Source organism: Tunturiibacter gelidiferens, from assembly GCF_051013345.1.
Lineage (GTDB): Bacteria > Acidobacteriota > Terriglobia > Terriglobales > Acidobacteriaceae > Edaphobacter > Edaphobacter gelidiferens_A.
Window position 1 is genome coordinate 4,367,492 of sequence record NZ_CP132939.1, and the last position, 24,260, is coordinate 4,391,751.

Annotated in this window: 19 protein-coding genes and 1 pseudogene; 11 read left to right on the plus strand and 9 right to left on the minus strand. The window is 57.8% G+C overall.

Annotation, left to right across the window (positions count from 1 at the left end):
* Window positions 1-51 precede the first annotated feature (51 nt).
* The 7 genes from RBB80_RS21925 to RBB80_RS21955 all read left to right on the plus strand — a co-directional run bounded on the left by RBB80_RS21925 (window position 52) and on the right by RBB80_RS21955 (window position 5,193).
* On the plus strand, window positions 52-510 hold the full coding sequence (locus RBB80_RS21925) for an eCIS core domain-containing protein (RefSeq protein ID WP_433964492.1): 459 nt from the start codon (window positions 52-54) through the stop codon (window positions 508-510).
* A 16-nt stretch (window positions 511-526) separates the two neighbouring features.
* Window positions 527-1,621: a type VI secretion system baseplate subunit TssG gene (tssG, locus tag RBB80_RS21930; RefSeq protein WP_433964493.1), complete on the plus strand. Its 1,095-nt coding sequence runs from the start codon at window positions 527-529 to the stop codon at window positions 1,619-1,621.
* A gap of 56 nt (window positions 1,622-1,677) precedes the next feature.
* The gene (locus RBB80_RS21935) at window positions 1,678-3,573 is read left to right on the plus strand and encodes a type VI secretion system Vgr family protein (protein WP_433964494.1); all 1,896 of its coding nucleotides are present in this window, start codon (window positions 1,678-1,680) and stop codon (window positions 3,571-3,573) included.
* Window position 3,574: 1 nt separating this feature from the next.
* Window positions 3,575-4,186, plus strand: coding sequence for a toxin-antitoxin system YwqK family antitoxin (locus RBB80_RS21940; protein ID WP_433964495.1), 612 nt, complete (start codon window positions 3,575-3,577; stop codon window positions 4,184-4,186).
* Between the two features lie 33 nt (window positions 4,187-4,219).
* Window positions 4,220-4,501, plus strand: a complete 282-nt coding sequence (locus RBB80_RS21945) for a DUF4280 domain-containing protein (protein ID WP_433964496.1) — start codon at window positions 4,220-4,222, stop codon at window positions 4,499-4,501.
* Complete coding sequence (locus RBB80_RS21950) at window positions 4,450-4,605, plus strand: PAAR-like protein (RefSeq protein WP_433964497.1); 156 nt, start codon at window positions 4,450-4,452, stop codon at window positions 4,603-4,605. Before RBB80_RS21945 ends, RBB80_RS21950 begins: the two co-directional genes overlap by 52 nt.
* Before the next feature lie 108 nt (window positions 4,606-4,713).
* On the plus strand, window positions 4,714-5,193 hold the full coding sequence (locus tag RBB80_RS21955) for an SPOR domain-containing protein (protein ID WP_433969812.1): 480 nt from the start codon (window positions 4,714-4,716) through the stop codon (window positions 5,191-5,193).
* Window positions 5,194-5,928: 735 nt separating this feature from the next.
* Here RBB80_RS21955 and RBB80_RS21960 read toward each other — a convergent pair.
* Together RBB80_RS21960 and RBB80_RS21965 are read right to left on the minus strand one after the other, a co-directional pair.
* Window positions 5,929-6,846, minus strand: a complete 918-nt coding sequence (locus RBB80_RS21960) for an NAD(P)H-binding protein (RefSeq protein WP_433964498.1) — start codon at window positions 6,844-6,846, stop codon at window positions 5,929-5,931.
* Window positions 6,847-7,002: 156 nt separating this feature from the next.
* On the minus strand, window positions 7,003-7,440 hold the full coding sequence (locus RBB80_RS21965; protein ID WP_433964499.1) for a hypothetical protein: 438 nt from the start codon (window positions 7,438-7,440) through the stop codon (window positions 7,003-7,005).
* Between the two features lie 120 nt (window positions 7,441-7,560).
* On the opposite strand from RBB80_RS21965, the gene RBB80_RS21970 reads away from it, so the two are divergent.
* Window positions 7,561-8,136, plus strand: coding sequence for a TetR/AcrR family transcriptional regulator (locus RBB80_RS21970; protein ID WP_433964500.1), 576 nt, complete (start codon window positions 7,561-7,563; stop codon window positions 8,134-8,136).
* 207 nt (window positions 8,137-8,343) lie between these two features.
* Here RBB80_RS21970 and RBB80_RS21975 read toward each other — a convergent pair whose 3' ends face one another.
* The 3 genes from RBB80_RS21975 to RBB80_RS21985 form a co-directional block, all read right to left on the minus strand.
* Window positions 8,344-9,195 (minus strand): hypothetical protein, encoded by an 852-nt coding sequence (locus tag RBB80_RS21975; RefSeq protein WP_433964501.1) that lies wholly within the window; start codon window positions 9,193-9,195, stop codon window positions 8,344-8,346.
* Between the two features lie 97 nt (window positions 9,196-9,292).
* Window positions 9,293-9,790, minus strand: coding sequence for a hypothetical protein (locus RBB80_RS21980; protein WP_433964502.1), 498 nt, complete (start codon window positions 9,788-9,790; stop codon window positions 9,293-9,295).
* 309 nt (window positions 9,791-10,099) lie between these two features.
* The gene (locus RBB80_RS21985; protein WP_433964503.1) at window positions 10,100-11,500 is read right to left on the minus strand and encodes a hypothetical protein; all 1,401 of its coding nucleotides are present in this window, start codon (window positions 11,498-11,500) and stop codon (window positions 10,100-10,102) included.
* A 326-nt stretch (window positions 11,501-11,826) separates the two neighbouring features.
* On the opposite strand from RBB80_RS21985, the gene RBB80_RS21990 reads away from it, so the two are divergent.
* The 3 genes and pseudogenes from RBB80_RS21990 to RBB80_RS22000 all read left to right on the plus strand — a co-directional run bounded on the left by RBB80_RS21990 (window position 11,827) and on the right by RBB80_RS22000 (window position 19,049).
* Window positions 11,827-13,002: a phosphatidylinositol-specific phospholipase C1-like protein gene (locus RBB80_RS21990; protein WP_433964504.1), complete on the plus strand. Its 1,176-nt coding sequence runs from the start codon at window positions 11,827-11,829 to the stop codon at window positions 13,000-13,002.
* Window positions 13,003-13,111: 109 nt separating this feature from the next.
* Window positions 13,112-16,639 carry a carboxypeptidase regulatory-like domain-containing protein gene (locus RBB80_RS21995; protein ID WP_433964505.1) on the plus strand — a complete coding sequence of 1,176 codons (3,528 nt, stop codon included), beginning with the start codon at window positions 13,112-13,114 and terminating at the stop codon, window positions 16,637-16,639.
* Window positions 16,640-16,740: 101 nt separating this feature from the next.
* A pseudogene (locus RBB80_RS22000) lies at window positions 16,741-19,049 on the plus strand (GH92 family glycosyl hydrolase).
* 501 nt (window positions 19,050-19,550) lie between these two features.
* On the opposite strand, the gene RBB80_RS22005 reads toward RBB80_RS22000, so the two are convergent.
* The 4 genes from RBB80_RS22005 to RBB80_RS22020 all read right to left on the minus strand — a co-directional run bounded on the left by RBB80_RS22005 (window position 19,551) and on the right by RBB80_RS22020 (window position 24,131).
* On the minus strand, window positions 19,551-20,639 hold the full coding sequence (locus RBB80_RS22005) for an oxidoreductase (protein WP_433964506.1): 1,089 nt from the start codon (window positions 20,637-20,639) through the stop codon (window positions 19,551-19,553).
* 383 nt (window positions 20,640-21,022) lie between these two features.
* Window positions 21,023-21,781: a LytR/AlgR family response regulator transcription factor gene (locus RBB80_RS22010; protein ID WP_433964507.1), complete on the minus strand. Its 759-nt coding sequence runs from the start codon at window positions 21,779-21,781 to the stop codon at window positions 21,023-21,025.
* Window positions 21,782-22,007: 226 nt separating this feature from the next.
* A complete protein-coding gene (locus RBB80_RS22015) occupies window positions 22,008-22,613 on the minus strand; it encodes a sensor histidine kinase (protein WP_433964508.1) in 606 nt (201 codons plus the stop codon).
* Window positions 22,614-22,988: 375 nt separating this feature from the next.
* Window positions 22,989-24,131 (minus strand): tetratricopeptide repeat protein, encoded by a 1,143-nt coding sequence (locus RBB80_RS22020; RefSeq protein WP_433964509.1) that lies wholly within the window; start codon window positions 24,129-24,131, stop codon window positions 22,989-22,991.
* Window positions 24,132-24,260: the final 129 nt, after the last annotated feature.

Below are 24,260 nucleotides of genomic sequence, written 5' to 3' on the forward strand. Positions count from 1 at the left end.
GCGCCCTCCCTCAGTCCGGCCCGTCCATGCTCCAGTCGTGCCGTGCAGGGAATGTTCCGTGGGCGGCCTGCTCCACTCGCACGCGCCGGCACATCAGCCCAGGCCAAGCCGAGCATCTCCCGTCCCGGCGTCGAATCCTTCCAGGTCGATCTCCGGCCCAAGTCCGGTGGCTGGCCGCTGCCTCGCGACGTTCAAGCCAAAATGGAGAGCGCTCTGGGCGCGAGCTTTGCAGATGTTCGCATCCACGTCGGCTCCGAAGCCTCCTCCATCGGCGCACTCGCCTTCACCTGGGGTTCGGAGATCCACTTCGCCCACGGCCAATACAGTCCCCATACTCCCCACGGCCAGTTCCTCCTCGGTCATGAGTTGCAGCATGTGGTGCAGCAGCGTGCCGGACGGGTTGCGAATCCATTTGGCTCTGGCGTCGCCGTCGTGCAGGATCAAGCTCTCGAGTCTGAGGCCGACCGCATGGGTCAAGTAGCCGCCAGCTGGCGCCCTTCCCTCACCTAGCCTCCCTGGCCCGCAGATGACCACTTACGGCTGGCGCGAAGCGCCTTCAATCCGGCAATGGCTCTACGCAGAGCCCTATCGCTTCGAGTTTCTCCAGGCAGTTCGTCTCCTCGAACAGTTTGCCCTCTCCACCCCCTCCGACTCCAAATCTCCTGTTCCCCTCGCGCTTGGTCCCGACTCCGCCCGCGAGGCCGTCCACTTGCGCTCTCACGTCGGATTCGACTTCTCCCCGAGCGAACTCCGCTCTCTCCGCGCATCGCCTGACTCTCACCAGCCACCCGAGCTCGTTGTCAATCTCTATGCTCTCGCTGGCGGAGCCTCGCCTCTTCCCGACTGGGTTGCCGAGTTGCTTCAACTACAAATCCGCACCGGCGATCACGCCCTTCGCGACTTCTTCGACCTCTTCCATCACCGTCTCTTATCGCTCCTGTACCGCGTCTCTCTGCATCATCGCCCATGGCTCGAACCCGTCCAGATGCGGAACGCAGAGGTTGCCTTCACCTCAGTCCGCGCCCGAAACAAGATGTCCCAGTACCTCCTGTCCTTCGCCGGTCTTGGCCTCCCCGAACTTCAGAACCGGCTCTCCATCAGCGACGACGAGCTTCTTCCCTATGCAGGCCTCCTCTGGCAGCGTCCCCGATCCATGGTTGGGCTCGAGCGCATCCTTCAGCACGCACTGAACGTCCAGGTCGCAAGCCAGCGTCTCGTCGGCTCCTGGCATCGCATCGAGCCCGAAGATCGCACGCGCCTCGGTCCTCGCCGTTCCTCAGACCGGCTGCCGCTCTTCTCGCACAGCCGCAACAACGCGCTGGGACGCACCTCCGTCCTGGGCGCCCGAACCTGGAACCCTCAGGGCCGCTTCGCCCTCATCCTGGGTCCACTCTCCCTCCACGACTTTCAGAGACTTCTGCCCGGAGGCCCCGCCCACCGCCGCCTCCGCGCTCTCGTCCGCTTCTACGCCGGAGACCTGCTCGACGTATGCGTGCATCTGCGCCTCACTCCTGCAGCCATCCCCGCAACCCGCCTTAGCCGCTCCCGGCTTGGCTGGACCTCGTGGCTAAAGACCAAACCCATCTCGCAACTCCCCACGGTCACGCTTCGACGCCTCTAGTTCAGGTGTGCCGCTTCCGTACCATCGCGTAACTCTTACCCTACGGACACACTCTCATGCCCCTCGACGTCTCAATTGCCACTCCCATCAGCGACACGCTCAGCCTTGTGTCGATCGAAGGCGAGGAGGGCCTATCGACTACCTTCTCCTTTCGTCTGGAACTCTCTTCCTCTAACGCTTCGCTCGATCTCAGCCAGGCCCTCACCAAAGCCATCGCGGTCACCTTTAACCTGCCCGGCGGCCAGTCGCAGATCCTTCATGGCATCGTCACCTCCTTCGGTCAGGGAGCCCAGTCCGAGAACGGATCGATCACCTATCTCGCTCGCATCGAACCCTGGTTCGCACTTCTGCGCATGAACACCGACCAGCGCATCTTTCAAAACCAGACTGTACCCGACATCATCGCCAAGGTCTTCAGCAACCTAGGCCTCTCCGACTACAAGAACTCCCTCACTGCCTCCTACACTGCTCGCGACTACTGCGTGCAGTACGGCGAAACTACCTTCGACTTTCTCTCTCGCCTCATGGAGAGCGAAGGCATCTTCTACTTCTTCACCCACACCGCCAGTGCCCATACTCTCGTCCTCGCCGATGACGCCAGCGCCTTCCCTGCGTTGCCCGGCATCGACACCATCCGCTTCAACCAGACCGGCCGCTCGTGGGAGACCATCGACGCCATGATCGGAGGCAGTCTCGAGCAGCACCTCGCTCCGGTCAAAGTCGCCACCGACGACTTCAACTTCATCACTCCCGCCACCGACCTCTTCGCCGTCTCCGAAGGCTCCGGCGGCGGAACCTTTGCCAGCGTTCTCTCCGTCTACAACTATCCCGGCCTCTTCACTGCAAAGTCCGACGGCGAAGCAATCACCAGCCTTCAACTCACCAGCTCCGAGGTTGAACGCAAGGAGCTTCACGGCAGCAGCATGTGCCGCGCCTTTCAGGCGGGTGCAAAGTTCACCCTCACAGGCCACTTCAACCCCGCCGCTAATACCTCATATGTCCTCCGCTCCGTCAGTCACCATTTCGTTGTCTCGACCGCCCACTATACCAATCGCTTCGTCGCGTTTCCCACGTCCTCCGAGTTCCGACCTCCCCGACTCACCCCACAAGCGACGATTCGAGGTGCTCAGACCGCCATCGTCGTCGGCAAAAGCGGCGAAGAGATCTGGACCGACCAGTACGGACGCGTCAAGGTCAAGTTCCATTGGGACCAATCCGCGGCAATGGACGAGACAAGCTCCTGCTGGATTCGTGTCACTCAGCCATGGGCAGGCCAACAGTGGGGCGGATTTTTCCTCCCGCGCATCGGTCAGGAGGTCATTGTCAGCTTCCTCGACGGCAATCCCGACCGCCCCATCATCACCGGTTCGGTCTACAACGGCCAGCAGACCACGCCCTACAGCCTTCCCGACGAGCAGACCAAGTCGACCATTAAGAGTAGTTCGTCTAAAGGCGGCTCCGGCTTCAACGAACTGCGCTTCGAAGACAAGCAGGGATCGGAGGAGTTCTTCCTGCAGGCGCAGAAAGATATGAACGTCAACGTCCTCGGCGACCAGGCCACTACAGTCGCCAACAACCGCACCCTGGACGTCACCCAGGGCAACGAGACCCATAGCGTAGGCGGCAAGCGCGACCTTACCATCACCGGCGACGAGACCCACACCAGCAGCGCGAAGTTCACCCATACCGTCAGCAGCGACTACGTCCTCAACATTAGCGGCAATCTCAAGATCCAGGTCTCGGGAGCCGTCAGCATCCAGTCCGGCACCACCTTCGACATTGAGGCAGGCACCGCCCTCACCAGCAAATCCGGCACCTCGCTCACCAACCAGGCCGGCACCTCCATGACCAATGAAGCCCAGGTCTCGATCTCCAGCAAGGCGAGCGCCCAACACTCCATCGAAAGCTCCGGCATCCTCGAACTCAAAGGTGCGCTGGTCCAGATCAACTGATATGGCAGACAACTCCATCACCTCTCAACCACCATCCGACGGGCCATGGCTGAAGCACGACGAAGCCGGAACCCTCCGCCAGCAGGCCACGATCCAGCAAGGCTCGCTCCATGGCCCTCTCACGCTCTACGACGCGTACGCACGAGTCTCCCTGCAGGAAAACCACGTCCATGGCAAGCTCGAAGGCATTCGGAACATCTTCGTCGCAGGGCGCCTCCACACCGTTGCACACTATCGCAATGGCATCCAGCACGGCGACACGCTGCTCCATCACAAGAACGGCGTTCCAGCCGCGAAGCTTCCCTACGTCGATGGTCTGTTGCACGGCGAGGCTGTTCACTACACCGAAGACGGCAAACCGGCCAAACGCATGCTGTACGTCGACGGAAAGCTGCACGGCGAATCGTCCACGTTCTACCCAAGCGGAACCATCCTCGCCAGCGAACCCTACGCCAACGACCTGCTGCACGGAGAGAGCAAGTGGTTCTCGCCCGACGGAACCATCACCAAACGCATTCTCTACGCTGAAGGCAAACTGCTCGCACCAGCAGCAGGCGCCGCGTCGAAGGCAGCGCCGTCACTCACGCCGCCTCCACTTCAAAAACGTCGCTGATGCGATGCCCGATCTTTTCATGAGGAGATCTTCATGGCGCAACTCGTCTGTATGGGAGCGCTGCTGCAGTGCAGCTTCGGCGCTGCCCCCGGTCCACTCTCCGTCCTGCCCGTCAACCGCGTCCTCACCGGCACTCCTGCGGCCACCATCATAGATTCCGCCCCTCTCGTCAACATTCCTTCCTTCGGCATGTGCTCATCTCCATCGAACCCTGTCGTAATCGCCGCGACCGCTGCTGCTCTGGGAGTCCTCACGCCGATGCCGTGTGTCCCCGCCACCGTGCCCCCTGGCTTCCCGGATCGCCCACCGTCCTGATCGGCAACCTGCCCGCGCTTGACGATCAATCCAAGCTGATGTGCATGTGGGGCGGTCTCATCCAGATCACTATGGCCGGACAGCTCACCGTTGCGGTACCCTGACTTCAGTACCGCCCATCTTCTTTCTGCAGAGCCCCACCCGATGAGCTACGACTTCAGCTTTGAAAAAAGAACGCAGTTCTCCTCGCCGCATGTGTCTTTGTGATCGCCATGCTGCTCGTCTGGGCAGGCTATCTTCTCGGCATCCAGCACATCGCGCCACAGGCTTCGATCCCCAAGCCAAAACCGGCTCCTCTCCTGCAGCCAACCATGGAGAGACCGGTCTCCACTCCGCCCGCTCCAGCCAGATCGATCAACGTCGGCACCGACCCCGTACCAGTTGCCGGTGCAGGCGATGTATCGAACGAGCAGCCGTCACCTGCACTCAATCGCAAGTCTCCTTCATCGCCGCAATTCAGCCTGCAGATCGGAGCCTTTCACTCGAAGGCGAACGCAGAAGCAAGGGTGAAGACCCTCAAAGATCAAGGCGTCTCAGCTACGATCCTGAACACAACGGACGCTGCCGGTATCACATGGTTCGCCGTCCGCGCCGGCACCTTCCCCGACCTGTCGTCCGCCACCAAAGCCGCGCGAGCGATGAGCGCAACGACCAGTGACTTCGTCATCGTACGCCCAGCTCAGTCTCTGTAGAAATCGAAGGGCTCGGGTCAACCGCGATGATCCCGAGCCGCCGATACTGTAACGTCCAGCAAAACCTACAGTCGCGAAACTCTATAAGCAACGCAATAGCATCGAACGCTGGCACCTCCGGCGGCTCTCGACACGCGATTCTACTGCAATCAACCACAAACTTCAAAGACACTCGTCGTCCTCGCACGCTGATGGCTGCACCTTAGCAAATATGTCGATACGGCCTAGTGGCGATTCTCCAACAGGGTAACGCTCGAACAGGTCGCAGCAAGTGCAGCTGACGGTTCGCGATGCGCTAAGTGTTGCTTGCGTGCCTTATTCGTAGCGCAACAAAACCCGCCAAAAGGCGCGAGCAACAAAGCTTCGGGCTTCTCCGCCAAAAACTACATTTAGAATCAAACACATAATTTGACGCAACACGTCCGGAAGTACCTAGAATCAGACATGATCATTTTGCTGGTTTGGCCCGGCTGCCGTTGGACGTTTTGCATCAGCAATCTCCTCCTGCTTCTTGAACCATTTCTTTTCAAATTCTCCACCTCCGGCATGACATAGCTCCGTACCCAGAGATGTAATCTCTGGATCCAGACCCCTCGATGACCTCTCGAAAATACGCAATGCTGAAGATCGGTCCGCTGTCGGTACCTAACGACTCCGGCGCCCGAACGGGCTGATCAACACCTCCAGAGCGGCAACGAATCCTCCCAAGGAGGATGGACATGGCTGTTGGCCGATTCAGATCGCAGCGGCAACACTTCCGAATTCTGCCCTGTCGGCTCTGAAAAAGTCCTCCAGCGTCTGAGCACGGCTTCCCGTGAGGGTGAGAATTGTATCGGTAACGTCGCGAGCCTCTTCGCTACGTCTTTCAGTTGATCGAAAGTATCGCCAGAGATGCGACAGATGATCGAGTGCGTGAGGATTAATGTGACCTCTCATAGCCTCGACCCACTGTTCATCCGTGATGCCGACATACCGTATCGGATATTGAAGCACCGTGCTCAGTGTGTCGACTATCTCCCTCACTGTGGGTATTGCACCGATCAGATCATATGAGCTTGCGGAAGGCGTCTCTGAAGCAGCCAGCAGCGTTGCCGCCACGCGAGACACGTCCTCTGCCCCTACCAGCGAAATTGAGGCGCTCCCGTCGCCCCATGGCAGGAACACTGCGCTCTGTTCGGCGACACTCTTTCTCACTAGCGCCTGCAAGTTTTCATAATACGGCGGCGCATGCAGATGAACGGCTCCCACCTCCGACCAATCGAAGATGTGATCGGCCAGTCGATGTTGCATATTGCGAAAACTCGGCGCTTTGCGTGCGCCCTGGAGTTGCGAATTATTGACGACAAGCTCGGTCTCCACTTCACGTGCGGCCATAGCGAAGATCGTTGTAGCCTCCAGCAGCCCATCAGTCACCGAGTAGGTAAAGTAGGCCCGTTTTATCCCTCTGAGAGCAGCGCGAACGGAGTCTGGGTCCAACAGGTCCCCTCGCACAACTTCCGCACCGAGCTCCCGGAGAGCATCGGACCTTGCATCCAACTTGTGGACGAAGGCACGAACCGGAATACTTCTTTCTAGCAGAAGGGCTGTTATCCGGCGTCCTGTAGAGCCTTGGGATCCGCCAGCCGCACCCGTGACGAGTATAGGTTCAGACATTGTTCTTCTCCTTGATGAAATGTGGCCATGAGCGTTAAAAAAACGGTTGATGATGTGGCCTAGTCTGAAATCAGAGTTCGGTTGCCTTGTCGATGAGGACCGGGGCCGTCTTGCGGTGAGGACGCACCAGCCAATAGAAAGCAACGAGGTGCGTGATCATGAGCACCGGCACATAGAGAATCGGAATCGCGTATGCGGCACCCAACTGCCCGGCCAACGCAGGAGACCGAGCCTGACCGCGTGATAGTAGTCGAGGATGATGTCGACCGTCCCCACGAGATTGAAGGCGACGACGAAGAACCAAAAGAGTGGACGTACCCTCACCGTAACAAGGGCGAAGATCGCCAGGAGTCCGGTTACAAAGTCGCCATAAGCGGCGAAGTTGGCGAAGCCAACTGGCAGATTGGGGCCGACGACACCTGAAAGAATAAAGACCAGCCCGAAGAAACGGAAGCTGTGCACAGTAGCGATGACGCGTTGCGCTTCAATCTGTTCCATCGACTTGAGCTTGGGCAGAACATACACGCCGAAGTAAAGCAGGCACGCGACATAACCTAAAACGAGATGCATTAGGAAGATAGTTTGCGGCAACATTTGGGGTCTCCTTGTAATCCATAGGATTATTTTCATAATCCTATGGATTCAGATTTTCTGACGGATGGGGTCCAGACGGACTGCACCGTGAGATGATCGCCAGCATCCTATAATTGAGCTATGCGTTACCGGCCCGAACACAAAGTCGAAATCCATCAGAAGATTGTCAAAGACGCCTCGCGGCGCATTCGCACCGAAGGGATAACAGGCGCTGCAGTTTCAGCCGTTATGCGGGACGCCGGCTTGACCCACGGAGGTTTTTACAAGCATTTCGGAAGCAAGGATGAGTTGCTGATGGAGTCGCTGAGCGAGGCATTCCAGGACATATCCGACCGCCTTGCTCAGGCGGGCGAGCAGGCCCAACCCGAGGCTGCGTGGAAGGCGATAGTGAAGACCTACCTGAGCCTGGAATATTGCGACCGCGTCGATTACGGATGTCCCTTGCCGGCTCTTGCGCCCGAGTTGGCGAGGGTCGATGAGGCGATGAAGCCCCGAATCTTTGAGGAACTGAAGAAATATAGGAGTCGAATGCTTCCGTTTATGCCCGGCCGACGAACTGCCGACAAAGAGCGCGCTTTCTTTTCCATCTTTTCAACGATGGTCGGGGCGATTGAAATCGCGCGGATGCTGCCACAGCCCGTGATGCGAGAGAAAGTGCTGGCAAACGCAAGAGACCTTCTCTTGCGGAGCTTTTGATTTTTGGGTCGAATTGGCAGTGGTACAGACGCCAACGCATTCGCTGCCGCTGTCCATCTGTCGACAGCGGCCTTTAGCCCAAGCGGCGCCGGAACGTGCCGACATGACCGCCCTTTCCGATGAGATCCACGATTTGCCCAGTGCCCCTGACGGGTTTGGATAACCCGCTTATCGGAGATTAATCCGAAACACTTCTGGTCTTGAACTTCATGTTGATGGGGTGCGCGATGGTACTCGCCGGGACGAATCGGCCGCCAGAACGACTGCCCGCTCGAACACCGGATCGCGCCGCGCCGTGTAGTCGGCGAAGGTCATCTTGATCGTCTCGTCCGGAGCCAGCGATTTGACCGGCACCGGAAAGATCCAATTCAGCCAATAGCACCGGTCCCAATCGTTACAGCGATGCCCATAGTCATGCATCCCGGTTGCGAAGTGCAGGCAAAGGTTTTCATGGGGAAGACACCCTGCATTGCCCTCACCGTAAAAGGTAAGCAGATCGCCGACGGGTTCACCAAGAATGATTGCGCGAGATCCCGCCGCCTGCTTCACGAAGGATGTCGTCGTAATCGCGGCGGAAAAGGTCTGCGGGCCCGTCAAAAGATAGATTAATCCACTTGGAGGCACGAAATCCGGCAGGTGCGATGCAAAACGAGCCGCCTTCGTATAGCCGCCTCCGGTATTGAATCGCAGATCGAGAATGATGTTGCAGGGCGGATGTGCGTGCATCTCATCCACCGTGGCGCTGAGGAAGTCGCCGATATGCTGCTGGTCCGTATCCGCGATCGCCTTGAGCTGTATAAAAAGTGTGCAACTATGGTCGATCCATGCGCGGCGGAAAGTGCTGTCGAAGTCGCGCAGCGACAGTGGCAAGTCCGCGTCATTGGGAATCAGCGCACCCCAGTTCGAGGTTTCTCCTTTCATCTTTTGTGGCGACAGCCAGCGCGTCATCTCTGCGTGTGGCTCGTTCTCGTCGGAGCTTTCACCTGGCAGCGTGCGCGTCACGTCGCTGCCATTCGGCAGACGAAACGTCCAAAGCGTTTGGTCGGGGCGCGAACTCATGGCGTCCCCGTATAGGATTTCGGGCGACTGGACGTAGATCGCGGCATAGGTGCGCCGCCAGCCTTCAGTCCCCCATGCAGCTGTTCGAGCGCTGCGATCACGTCGCGTGTCGGCCAGTCTTCGATGCTTTCGACGCGCGCGCCCAGAAGATCCGCATACGCCGATTTTGCCCGCAGGACATAAAGTCCGTCAGCAAACAGCACCAGACGCAGGGGATGAAGTTCTGCGGGCCGCCTTTACCGTAGTAAAGGTTTGTGTGACCGTTGTCGGCAAGCGCTGTGATGCGCAGCAGCGCAACATGGAATCTTCCCCTGTCGAGCGGTACGCGTTCGGCTTTCAGTTCGATGATCTGGCGGTTGGCTTCGATACGGGCTGCGGGCGACAACGCCCGATCCATGGCAAGCAAGCGCGAAAATTGCTCAATGTCCTGCTGTTGCATTTCGAGCGCGTTGGCAGGGTTGGGAAAATCGTTAGACGGCGGATCGGGATTGAATTTGTGAAGCATGCAGAGTGCGAGCACTCCGGCCGCTCCGACGAACAGGACAACGACCGCCGAGGCCCACAATCCGGCCCTTAGAATCCCGCGCTTCATCATCACTTCACCCCGTTAACCCCGGACTCGAGCCTGATGAGGCTAACACGAAACGAGCACCGCGGAAGCCAGACCGTACATTTCTGATCAGTTCGAAGAACCGAGACCTACTCTCGCCCGCTCGAATCGCTAAGACATTTCAGAAGAGGGCCGCTTCCCTGCCCAAATTTCTCGTGGACATGATCAGCGAAGACTCCCTTAGCGCTCATCGTCTTCGCCATACCTGCGCGGTAGTCAGGCTAACCAACTGATCATTTCCGGTGTTGAAATGACTCATGCATTGGGCGTTTCGGCACAAGACGCGCGATGGGTTCATCTCTGAAGAATGCGCTGCGAGATGATTCGTGGACGTGGAGCGTTCGCACCGATGTTACCGGTCTCCAGCAGAACTTCAAACGGCAGTATATTACCCTTCGAATCGAAGATCTTGCTCAACAGCGGCGCCGAAGCATCGCTGAAAAGATAGTCTGCTGCGGCCTCCGTGCCAGCCATGTTGATTCCCTCAATCAGAAGAACGTGGCCCGTGCCATCCAGATTCGGAGTAACGACAATCAGACCAAAGGTGCTGCGTGCGGAGTCGCTCTGGTTTGTCTTGTAATACTCACTCTCCCCTGCCAGCGGGTGAAGATTGTGAATGACGACGTCGTCGACCTTTGGCTGATGTTCGAACTGAAAGTTCAGGTCTCTTTGAAAGAGATCCACCCAGGGATTGGAATCGAAGGACCCTAGCAGAATGACGTTGGACTGTTTCAAATCATCCAACGTCACCTCGCGCGCATATCGCACTTTGAACCGGTTCTTCACTACTGCTGGAAGCTGAGAGATAGCTGAGACGACATGCAGATCCACGACACTGGTGTAGCGCCGTCCGCCCAGTTCGTTCACCATCGCTGAATCTATACCGGAAGTGGCGGACGTGTGCTTTTGATACTCTCCGGCTGCGTATTCTGCCAAGGGGATCCTTCTATTGGTGAGATCCTGGTAGATCACCAACCCGCTGTCGGCCGGTACGAGCAGTGTGTCTCGTGTCGACGAGAAGAAGACGCTCCAGAACCGGTCCGAAACATTCTGCTGCGGCGACTTAATATGGATGTCACGCGCCATCACGAAGACAAGAGCAATAAACAACGCAGCACATAAGGCTCTGAGCCCCCAGACTTGCCGACCTGGCCGCACCGGGTCCTTCACCGCCCGCTCAACTGTCTCTTCCGGTTGTTGTTGCGATGAGTCGCTCCCAACGACTCCGATCAATCCCACCTGCGCAGGTTGCGGTCTTCTCTCCCCGACGGCTTTATCTTCTTCAATAAAAATCGGCACATAGCCGCCCCGCGGAACAGCGATGCGGATCGTCTCATCGATGCCTTCGCTGCTGAAATACTCATCGAGTCTCTGCCGCAGCAGACGCGCATAGTTGCGCACAATATTGTCTTCGCCAGGGTTGTATCCCTGTGGACGTCGAAAGACATGTTCGCCGATCAACTGCTCGGTGATCTCGCCCGTCTGACCGAGCAGGTGCTTCTCGCAAATATAGAGAATGAAGCTGATCAGATATTTTGATTTGGCGAATCCTTTGCTCGCGGCGACTCGCCTTGCGACGCCCCAGCGCGGATCCTCTTCAAGCCGCACAAAATGGTCTGCAATCGCCGTCTCTGTCAGACGTTCCGCTTCGGCGGACCCTCGCCCCGTGCTTATCAAAGCATCTTCCACTGTCATTAGTAGACATCGACAGGACTAGCTTTTTGTTACTGCTCTATGAAACCATAAGATATATGAGATATCAAAGATTACAGCAGCATCAAATTCTCATCGAGCGCCTTCTTGTAGGCAATTTGTTTTCTGTCAGATGAGAGTTATCACCTCCATGTGTACTCCGTCCTTTACACCGTGGATCCCCCTGACGAAGAACCTAGAGGCAGAGGAAGATGAAATCTCAACAAGGAAAAGAATCAATGGACCGGCGGCCAGTGCCACATGCTATCCCCGATTCCGTATCATCGGGCAGCCTGCTCTCCGACCGTCGTAGAAGGATGTAAGACAAGATGACAAATTTTCGAGCGGCACTTCCACTCATGATCGTGCTTCCACTGAGCGTCCTCGCACAACAAAATACTGTTGTCGAGCAGGATCGAAAGCTGAGTATCAATCAGATTCAGGTGATCGGGAGTCATAACAGCTACCACTCTGGCATCGCCCCCAGCGAACGCAAGCTCATCGAGCAGCAGAACCCGAAGGCGATGCGTGCGCTCGACTATGCTCATGCTCCCTTGACCGATCAAATGACCGGCGGCGTGCGTCAGCTTGAGATCGACATCTACGCCGACTCGAAGGGCGGCCGCTACTCGCATCCAGCCATCGTCGGCAAAGTTGCAGAGGCGGGACTTCCGGCCGATCCCGACTTCGATCCGCACCATGAGATGGACAAGCCCGGCTTCAAAGTGATGCATGTCATGGATGTCGACCAGCGCAGCTCCTGCCACACCTTCATCGCCTGCCTCACGATGATTCGAGGCTGGTCGCAACAGCATCCGCAGCATCTACCCATCTTCATTCTGGTCGAAACCAAGCAGGGCCGTGAAGGATCAGCACCGCAAGCCCACATGCCGGAGCCGTTCACCTCTGAGACCTTCGACGCGCTCGACGCCGAAATCCGCTCCGTCTTCTCTTCCGACGAGATGATCACACCAGACCAGGTTCGTGGCAGCTACGACACACTGCTCGAAGCCGTTCAAGCCACCAGCCCTGCTCCATCCGCTTCCAACAAGAAGACCGGCGGCTGGCCAACGCTCTTAAACTCTCGCGGCAAGGTTATCTTTCTTATGGACCAACGCAACGTAGGCCCGGTATACACACAGGGACATGCTTCTCTTCGTGGTCGCCTCATCTTCACAAACGCCGCACCTGGTTCACCGGACGCAGCCTTCACCGAAGAAAATGATGGTACGAAGGCCGAGATCGACGTCCTAGCCCGCCAGGGATATCTCATCCGCACCCGCACCGACGACGGGACCGAAGCCGCGCGCACCAACGACCACACCCGAGCGGACATCGCTCTCTCCAGCGGCGCACAGATGTTGAGCACCGACTACCCATCTTCCGAGCCCTCGCGTTGGATTGGATTCTTCGTCGGCCTCCGGCATGGTGTGGTCGCTCGCTGTAATCCAATAACCGCGCCACCTGAATGTGTCGATTCGCTGCTTGAGCCTTCAATGAAATAAGACGCTGAATTTTAGCAAACTATTTGCCTTCCCCTCCCGCGCCAGTTGGGAGGCCGCTCCCCTAACGCTCTAATTCAACAGACTCTTACGTTCTCGCCAGGAGGCACGTGTGTCAAAAACGCAAGCTACATCATCCACTCCTAACGAATCGACACCTTCAAGGTTGACGAGGTTCGCACCCAATCTCGCCGGTGCCTCCCGTCTGCTGCTTATCGCACTACTCATCGGCATCGCAGCCATCAGCCCGGCGATACTACTCGCCCAGTCCGACAACTCCTCGATCGCAGGCGTCATCACCGATCCCTCCGGAGCAGCCGTCGGTGCAGCAGCCATCACCGTATTGAGCGAGCAGACCGGCGCCGAGCACCAGACCATCAGCAACAAATCCGGCTTCTACACCATCGCTGGTCTTGCACCGGGCAAATACACCGTGAAGGTGGTGGCGCCGGGCTTTGACACGGTCTCCAGAACGAACAACAACCTCGACCCCGCGATCACTGCAACGGTCAACATTTCCCTCGTCGTCGGCAAAGACAACGAGTCGATCGAAATCACCGCGAACGAGACGGCTCTGCAGGCCGACAGCTCCACCCTCGGCCGCGTCATCACCAGCAGCCAGGCCGACAATCTTCCGCTCAACGGCCGCAACCCAATCTATCTCGCACTCACCAAGGCTGGCATCACCAGTACTACCAGCACCGTCTCCTCCTCAAACTTCAGCACCGGCCTCGGCGCCATCAACATCAACGGAGCCCGCGAGCGCGACAACCTTCTCACCTACGACGGCGCCGTCGCCGTCCGCATCCGCGCCAGTGGCGACTCCGTTGGCACACCGGACCTCGACGCCGTTGAAGAGGTCCAGGTCCTCTCAACCAACTACCCTGCAGAGTACGGCCGTTCCATCGGAGGTCAGATCCGCATCATCACCAAAAGCGGCACCGATCACTTCCACGGCAGCGCCTACGAGTACTTTCAGAACCCTGTCCTCAACGCCAACACGTGGGTCCGCAACGCGAACGCCAACAACGCAAACCCTAACTACCCCGAAGCCCTCAAAACAAACAAGGTCGCGCCCTTTACCTACAACCAGTTCGGCTTTGTCTTGGACGGCCCTCTCTACATCCCGCACGTTCTGCTCAAGGGCAAGGTCTTCTTCCTCTACTCCGAGGCCTTCGTGCGCGATCCTTCGCTCTCCACCGAAACCGATACCGTCCCCAACGCAGCCTTCCGAAACGGCGACTTCAGCTCCGTCGCGCAGCACATCAAAGACCCCATGTCCGGTCTTCCATGCGATTGGAAGGCCGGCGGCCCCGGCTGTTTTCCCGGCAACATCATCCCCAAAAATCGTCTCAGCCCAAATGGCGTAGGTCTGCTCAATGCCTTCCCCACGCCGACGCCAGGCTTTCAACTCGGTGCAGCCAACCTGCTCGAGACAGCGCACTATCCCATCCAGCAGCAGATCGACAGCGGCAATCTCGACATCCTACCAACCGAGAAAGACTACATCCGCTTCCGCCTCATTCACTTCTACTATCATGAGGTGAACCCATTCGCGACCTCGAACTACGACATCGTTCCGCGCATCTACAGCCGTCCCAACCAGACCGGCTCGCTCGACTATGTGCACACTTTTGGTCCCAGCACCACCAACGAATTTCTCTTCACCGCCAGCCACGACGCCGCCCGCCTCAGCATCGACACGTCGACGGGCACCTACAACCGTACGGCATACGGCATCAACTATCCGTACCTCTTTCCTGCAGGCAAAGATCTCCCAAACAAGATTCCCACCATCGCGTTTGATACGACTGGCATCACCACACTCGATGGCAGCACCTACCCCTCTCACTCTCAGGGCGAGATCTTTGACTTCGCCGATACCTTCACACGCATCATCGGCAACCACACGGTGCGCGGGGGCGCCCTCTTTGAGCGGGCTGGCGAAAACGATGACGACCAGATCGCCTTCGCCAACTCCACTCCCGGACAGACCAACAACCAGAACGGCAAGTTCGACTTCTCCAGCACCAACACCAATGGCACCGGCTACGATCTTGCCGACGCGGCCCTCGGTATCTTCAACACCTACTCTGAGATTGGTCCACGCAACGAGACTCCTAGCCGAGCCAACATGTTCGAGTTCTTCGCGCAGGACTCTTGGAAGGCTACGTCGAAACTGCACCTCGAGTTCGGCATGCGATATACCAGCATTCACCCCTTCTACAGCATCTGGAACAACGCCGGAACCTTCGACCCCGCCTTCTACAACTCTACTACTGCAGTAAAGGTGAACCCAACAACGGGTGATCCGATAGCTGGCAGCGGCGACCCGCTCAACGGAACCGTTCTCTTTGGCAACGGCTTCCCCGCCAGCGCAAACGCACACGTTCCCATCGCCGTGACTGGACAGTACAACAACCTCTTCCACAATCTGCCGCGCGGCTACGTTCACGTGCAGAAGTTCCTCTTCCAGCCACGCGTCGGCGTGGCGTATTCGCTCAACAACAAGACGGTTCTTCGCACTGGCTTCGGACGCTACACCAGCCGTCAGGGTACCTCCGACAACGTATTTCTCGGCGGCTTCGCACCGTTGCAGCAGGTGGTCTCAATCACAGGCGGCAGCGTAGACAATCCCGCCGGCACTGCAATTGGCACCGGCTCCTTCCCAACGCTCTCCGGCGACATCAGCCAGCAATCCCCGCAGCCCGAAGCCTATATCTGGAACGTATCCGTCGAGCGAGATCTCGGTTTTGATACAGTAGCCGACGTCTCCTACGTAGGACGCCACTCTTTACATCAGCAGTTTGAATCCGACGTGAACCAAGCGCCCATCGGAACCGCGCAGGCCTTCGGCACGAACGGTGTCAACGCTCATCGTCCCTATCTCGGTTACGCTGCCATCACTGAGGTCTATCAAGGCGACACGGCCTTCTACCAGGGACTGCAGATCGACATAAATCATCGCTTCAGTCACAGCCTCGGCTTCGGAGTCGCGTACACCTACGCTCACTCCCGCGACTGCGGCTCATTCCAGAAAAACATCCTGCCCAACGCAGACGATCCGAAGGGCCTCTGCGGCACGGCGGACTATGATCTACGTCAGGTCCTCGTCCTCAACTCCGTCTACCATATCCCCTTCCGCAGCAGCAGCCGTTTCGCCAACGAAGCTCTCGGCGGTTGGCAGCTCTCTCAGGCCTATCAGTTCCAGACCGGCGGGCCCTTCAACGTCGCAACCAGCCAGGACATCGCTGGCGTCGGCGCAGGCTTTCAGGGACAGTTCCTTCAGATCGCTCCCGGCGCCACGCTCCACGGCAACGGAAAGTTCTCAGTTGGCAAAGACAACAACTCGTGGTTCAACGCCAGCGCCTTCTCACTTCCGGGAGCCGGAACGTTCACTTCGCAGCACAATCGCAACCTGATCTACGGTCCCGGTCAGGCGAGCTTCAACGCAAGTCTGCAAAAGCGCTTCGCTACTTTTGAAGGTCAAGCACTCTCCTTCCGCTTCGATGCCTTCAACTTCCCCAACCACCCCAACTGGGCCGCACCGGACTCAACCTACACCGACGCCACCTTCGGCAAAGTCACCAGCAAGACCGGTCAGCGAGCAATGCAGGCCAGCCTTCGCTACTCCTTCTAAGCGCTCTACCATTACAGCAGGACGCGAGTGGGCCAGCCAGCAGATCCCACTCGCCTAACAAATCTTTACGCGCAGTTGAGACATTCAAGGGACCGATCCTTATGCAAGCAGCAGTGCACTCCATCATCCGGCGTTCGATCCACCTCTTCCTCACCGCACTTTTGCTTGCAGTCCCACTCGTCGCGCAAAAAATTACGCCCGACTACACTCACGACGTCGATCCCTTCATCGGTGTCGACTGGGGCGGCAACACCTTCGTCGGTTCTGCGATCCCCTACGGCCTCGTCAAACTCGGTCCCGACATGGAGACCTTCGACGGCCGCCGCTCCGGCTTCGGCTACTCCAGCAACGGCGTCATCCTCGGCTTCTCCCATCTCCACCTCAGCGGCGCGCAGGGCAAATACGGCAACATCCTCGTCGCCCCCGTCACCGGCCCGCTCAGCCTCGACGACATCAAGTCCCCTCGTACCGACGAGGTCAACCAGGTCGGCTATTACGCCGCGAACCTATCGCGTTACAAGATCAAAGCCGAACTCACCAGCAGCCGCCGGGTCGGCTTCCATCGCTACACCTTCCCCGCCTCACGGCAATCCCACCTCACCATCAACGTAGCCCACGCGCTCGACCTCGGCCCCGGCTCCGAGTCCCAGCGCTTCCTCGGCGCCGAGATTCACCTGACCAGCAATCACGAAGCGCAAGGCATCGCCCGCTTCACGGGCGGCTGGAACAAGGGCGGCGAGTACAAGGTCTACTACTATATGGTCCTCGACACGCCAGCTACCACCACACAAACCTGGACAGGCACGACCCTCACCACCGCGCAGGACGCTATCGTCACTACCGACACACCCATCGGCGCCACCTTCAACTTCGCCACTCACGCCAACCAAATCATCCAGGCAAAAGTCGGCATCTCCTTCATCAGCGCCGACCAAGCAAAACAAAACGTCCAACAAGAGATCCCCACCTGGAACTTCGCCGTCACCCACTCCGCCGCGACCGCCCTCTGGAACACCGAGCTAGCAAAGCTCAGCCTCACCGGCGAGACTGACTCCCAGCGTCGCCAGCTCTACACCGCGATGTATCACATCATGCTGATGCCCACCGATCGCACCGGTGAAAACCCCGACTGGCAATCCACCGAGCCCTACTACGACGACTACTACGCCATCTGGGACACCTACCGCAGCTCCAGCCCACTCCTAACCCTCATCTCCCCCGACCGCCAGCGCGACATCATCCGCTCCCTCATCGATATCTATCGTCACACCGGCTACATGCCTGACGCCCGCAGCGGCAACGACAACGGCCGCACCCAGGGCGGCTCCAACGCCAACGTCGTCGTAGCCGATGCCTACGTCAAGGGCCTCAAAGGCATCGACTACGAGATCGCATTCGCCGCCATGGTCCACGACGCCGAAGTCCCTCCCGCCAACGCACAAAAAGAAGGTCGCGGCGGCCTCAAGGACTACAACGAAAAAGGCTACATCACCCTCGCGGACGAACGCTCCGGCTCCCGCATCGCCGAGTACAGCTACGACGACTTCGCTATCTCCGAAGTTGCCTGCGGTCTCGGCCACCAAAAGAGGCCGCCCTCTACGCCAGCCGCACGCACAACTTCGAGCATCTTTGGGACAGGGACATGACCGCCGAAGGCTTCCACGGCTTCCTCCGCCCTCGCAACCCTGACGGCACCTGGGCCGACCCTACCTCGTGGTCCGCGGCACCTGGCCCGACTTCTTCTACGAGGGCGACATCTGGACCTACTCCATCTACGCCCCGCAAGACATGCGCCGCCTCATCGACATGGCCGGCGGCAACGAGGACCTTCGTCCACCGCCTCGACAACATCTTCGTCCGCCGCCACTTCGACGTCACCAACGAGCCCGGCTTCCTCATCCCCGTCCTCTACAACTACGCCCTCCGCCCCGACAAGACCGCCGACATCGTCCATCTCCTCCTCGAAAAAGCCTTCACCGACACCCGCGCCGGCATCCCCGGCAACGACGACTCCGGCGCCATGTCCAGCTGGCTCATCTTCTCCACCCTCGGCCTCTTCCCCGTCGCCGGTCAGGACGTCTACCTCATCAGCACCCCCAGCACCCCCGACGCATCACTCGCTTTCGCCAACGGCAAAAAGCTCCGCATCATCGCCAAGAACCTCGACCCCAACGGCCTCAACCGCTACGTCCAATCCGCCACGCTCAATGGAGCGGACCTCCCGAACGCCTGGTTCCGCCATGCCCAGATCAAAGACGGAGCAACTCTAATACTCACTATGGGCTCCGCTCCCTCCACCTGGGGGACAACGACTCCGCCACCGTCCATGAGCGATCACAACACCCACGTCTGCTCCGAAACTGGAATTAAGGACACATCCGCCAACCCAACGTCATCGACGGGGTACTAAGTGTTATGGAACAAGGGTGAAGCTGAGTTGCAAAAGGTGTCTTCGTGGAACCGACGCGAGCGGTTCGTTCCGCTTCAAATTCGCACCTCGCCACGCTGTAAAACCGACAACCGATGAGCACGTGATTGAGGACCGCACCACGATTGATGGATCGCCTTCTGAGGTGTGACGCGCTGACCAATCCTGATTTAATTGCCAACGCCATCGAAGTCGCCCCAATAGCATCCTGGCGGTGCCAATCTTAGAAAGCGCAAGCTGGGAAATCACCCAACATTGAAACATTTAACGTTCAGTATCTGTACTTGGTCTAGCGTGGGGGCGCAGGGCGAAGGTGCCGATCGGTACGCTCTCTTTCGTTGAGACCAGGTTTTGCTGTCCACAGTGTGGCACTGATTCCGTTGAGGTCGTATACGATCCTTCCGTATTTGAGAGTGATTTCGCAGCGTGCTCAGCATCGCAACTCCAGCCACCTTGCGTTGTCTAGGGCTCTATAGGAGTGATCTAAAGATCCGGATGTGCTCGACGCCATTGCGCAACCTCGCTTGCAGTCATCGGAAGCGGCAGCACTCTCCCCTGCTCCGCGGAGTGAAAGGTTGTTTCCAGTGCGGCCATCACTGCGATTGCATCGATGGTTGGAATCGACGACTGCTGTTTTCCCAATATCGTGTCTCTGATCTGTGCATAGTACATCTGCTGGTTTCCCACCGGCACCGGAATCTCCGTGCGGTCGCCCGTTTCGCCGTCGTACAGAACTCCGGGATTCGGGTCGTAGCCGAAACCAGGACTGCGAGGCGTCATGCCTGCCTTCAGCTGCGTCTCCTGAACATCGGCATCAAACTTCGCCCAACTTGCTCGCGTTCCATGAACGATAGACCGCGGACCACCTCCCGAGACCAGCAACGAGGCATGAAGAATGACACGCATGCTCTCATAGTTCAGCTGAACATGAGCCCAATCATCGGTTTTCCCGCTCTTGCGCAGGGTTGCCAAGCTCGCGCTGATCGACCGCGGCAGACCGAAAAGATACAGGGCCTGGTCAAGAAGATGAGGGCCAAGGTCGAACCATAGCCCTGCGCCTGGTCCTTCGTTCTCTCGCCATCGCTGCCGAACATGAGGTCGATAACGATCCATGTGGCACTCGTAGTGTGAGACTAGCCCCAGTACGCCTGACTGGAGTACTTCGCGCGTGGCCTGAACCTCACTCTCCCAGCGGCGGTTGTGAAAGACCGATAGCATCCTGCCGTGTTCTTTCGCGATCTCTGCCAAAGACCGTGCTTCCGCAAGCGTGACAGTGAACGGCTTGTCGACAACAACATCCTTCCCCGCGTACAACGCAGACGCCGCAAGTGGATAGTGGCTGTAATTAGGGGTTGCGACTACGACAAGATCGACATCGGGATGTATCGCCGCCTCGACGGCAGAACACACTCTTACCCCGCCCAACTCCATCAGCACGACCTCAGGCCGGCTCGAACCAACCATAGACAATGTAAGCCCCGGAGTTGCGCGAATCAATGGGGCGTGAAAAGTCTTTCCTGCATATCCATACCCTATAAGACCGACGCGGATCCCTTTTGAATCTTTGCTCATCTCACCTTTAAGTTCAGACCTCTTGGAGGTATCGGGCACTGCTCTCGCTAACTACCCTTGTGCCTGTGACGTGACGTTTACGGCTACTTCGGGGCGTCGGTTGACGTCAGCGGGCGAAAAGTGCCGCTACCTTCGTTTTCGTAGAAGGTCGATAACCTTTATAACAAACCCCAGCGCTAGGATAGCTTCCGGACGGGTTGTATTTCGTCGGAAGTTCCTGTAGAAGCAACTGTTGACTTATACGGCCAATCCGGTCAGCTCTTCGGTCGGATTGAGAGCTTGTTCGGGGGCAAGTATTCCCTCGGCCGAGCTAGATGTGGGATGGTTATCGTTCGAATTCAATTCGAGCAAAACGTCCGTCCCGCACAAAATTCCGAGGCCACTCAACTACGAGCCAGCCATTCGCTAATGCGAGCGTGAAAGCTGCGGCTCATCGCGATTTTTTGACCATCCACCAGCACGACCGTGAACTCTCCGCTAGGTTCGGTCCGCACTTCCTTCAGATACTGCAAATTAACGATGGCGGAACGATGCACACGCAGGAACATCTGCGGATCAAGCTTTTCTTCCAGATGGCTCATCGTCTCGCGCAGCAGGTGCTTTTCTGCTCCCGTACAGATGCGCGCATAGTTCTCTTCGGCTGCAATCCAACGGATATCCGAGACGGGAAGAAACAGGATACGGCCGCGAGATTTGAAAACGATGCGTGTCGTGTAAGCGGGTGGATTCTGAGTGCGGCCGTTGCTTCGCCCGGCATTTTGCTTTGAGGCGTTGATCTCTTCACACGCACGTTGCACTGCCGAATGCAAACGTTCGGAGGTGAAGGGCTTGAGCAGATAGTCGACAGCGTGTATCTCGAACGCACGCAACGCATAGCAGTCGTATGCGGTGGTGAAGATGATGCGGGGCACAACGGAGTCGCTGCCGACAGAGAGCTTGCCGATAATATCGAAGCCGTCCATGCCTGGCATTCGAATATCGAGAAAAAGTAACTCCGGTCCGGTAGCCCGTACCAGGTCGATCGTTTCAGAAGCTGACGCTCCTTCACCGACAATTTCGATCTCAGGCTCGTCGCGAAGCAACTGGCGCAGCTTATGTCTCGCTAAGACTTCGTCGTCGGCTAAGATAGCCTGGATCATCATGCACCAAACCTTGTCAGTGTCTCTGTTGGACTACCAGAGAACTGAAGTGGGAGCGTTATGGTTACCTCGACCTGATCTCGTGCGACCTCGCGTATACAAAATGTGTGTTGATCTCCGTAGTGCAGTTGCAGGCGGCTTTTAATGTTGGCCAGACCAACGCCTTGGCCGTCAGAGGATTTGGGCGGATTTGAATTCAAACCTGCGCCGTTATTGAGAACACTCAGCGTCAGGTGCGAATCTTTTTTGATGCCTCGATGTGGAGCAGGCCATTGCGGTCGAGTCTGGAGAGGCCATGAGTGTAGGCGTTTTCGATGAGCGGCTGGAGAATCATTGCAGGCACAAGAGCATCATGCAACTCCGGATGTACCCATAGTTGCTGGTGTACACGGCCGGTGAATCTGCGCTCCTGCATCGCGAGATACATCTCCACAAACTCCATTTCGTCATTGAGACGAATGAACTGCACTTCGCCGCGCTCGAGGGTGATACGCAAGAGGCTGCCGAGTTGTTCCAGCATTGTGTCGGCTGCGGCGACGTCGGTCCGCATGAGGCTGGAGATGCTGTTCATAGTGTTGAAAAGGAAGTGCGGATTCAATTGCATGCGGAGAGTGGCGATCTGGGCCTGGACCAGTTGCACCGACAATTGAGCGGCCGCAGCCTCTTTTTCACGGAATTTCTGGTAGTACCCTATGCCGCGAAACAAGGCGACTGCACACCAGAAGAGGACCAGGTTGTCGACGAACTCCGCGTCCAAATGAAACGCCAGCCTATGCCAATACGTCATGTGCGGGCGATTGAGTGGGAGATTCGGAAAGAAAGCGACCCAGATCATCTCTTCCACAACACTGGTAACTATGCTGAGTGGAAGTACTTGCGTGAAGATGCAGAATGCGTTTGCTCGTTGAATCCAGGGCCCGCACCATCTCCACAGCAACCAGCAGATGACACCCCACAAAAAGTATTGCGCCCACCATGCTGCAAAAGGATCCCTATGCCCATGCGATAACTCCATAGGCGCATAGTCATCAACTCCTGTAAGGCGAACAAGGTGCCCAGCAGGACCGACGCGCCCACAAAGATCGCCGGATGCATGAAGAATGGTTGTGTGAGCGTGCGACTTATCGGCGGAAGGTTCAGGGAATCATCCTCGGCCTTCTTCCTTTACGGACGAAATAGGAATGCAACCACACATTCTATTCCTACCTCGTCAGGAGACTGGCACATAGAGCAATTGACCAGCGTGCAGATCAGCCGCCGAGACTGCAAGTGCTGATGCGGGAAAGCGTTGCCGCCTGTCGCCATCTTTATAGACGAAGAGGAGAGGCGTGCGGTGTTCCCGATACCAGGTATTTGCGTCCGAGTCGAGAGCTCCGATCTGCTGAGCGCCCAGCTTTTTTGTGAGTGCCGCGATGTCGTATCTGACCAAGCTCATTGCAGATTCTCCTCCCTGCAGAGCGGCGGTTCGGAAGTGGAGGTAGGCGGCTTTGCTGTCTACGGGAACCCCTTTACCGTCTCGTGCGAGGGCGCCTAGTACCACTGAAGATCTCCAGTAGCCTGCGCTCGATGAGGTTTCCAACAGGGATGGTCCCTCCTGTGGAGACGTTGCAAGGTCAGGATGGTTGACCAGGAGCAGTCCGAGCGAATGAATTGCTGGTATGTATCCGTCGGCAGCGGATGAGCGAAGATATGCCTCCGCTTTACGTAGATCGTGTCGGTGGTCTGTATCCACCGAGAAGAGTGTGCCGATGTTGTAAGCGGCGACAGGATCGTGCAGCTGCGCGCCGGTTTTGTACCAGGTTTCGGCTGCGGCTTTGTCCTGCTTCACACCGATCCCGAAGTAGTAGAGGTCGCCGAGATAGCCCGCGGCGGCTCCGTCTCCTTTGCTGGCCGCTTCGTGAAATAATTGCATGGCCAGCTCCTCATCTTTGGCGACGCCGAGGCCCCATACGTACACTACGCCGAGGTTCACTTTGGCTCTGGTGAGGCCGGAGGCGGCGGCGAGTTGGTACCAGTGAAAAGCGCGTGCCCGATCGACCGGAACACCTATGCCCGCCTGATAGAAGAAGCCGATCTCATTTTGCGCCTCAGGATCTCCGGCTTCGGCGGCTTTTTGATACCAGTATGCGGCCTGCTTCGCATCCTGGGTTACTCCATTGCCTGTGAAGTAAGCCGCGGCCAGTTCAATTTGTTGAGGGGCGTGGCCCTTTTGAGCATCTGCCTTGAGCTGAGTGATATCTGTTCCCTCTGCTGAAGCCACGTAAACTGCAAGTAGGATTACGCCGACAGCCAGTAACAGGGCTCTTACGAGTTTTCCGGAGACCAGGAGTGGGGTACGAGTTATTCGAACCATGATTTCCTCCAGCTTGTGGGATCTGGCCATGTCTCTGGGGTCTTTCAACTAACTAGATCCCATGGAGCGTAGCCGGCGCTACGTAGACTTGCAGGATTACGGGCAAGTGATCGGCGCAGTTCCGACGAT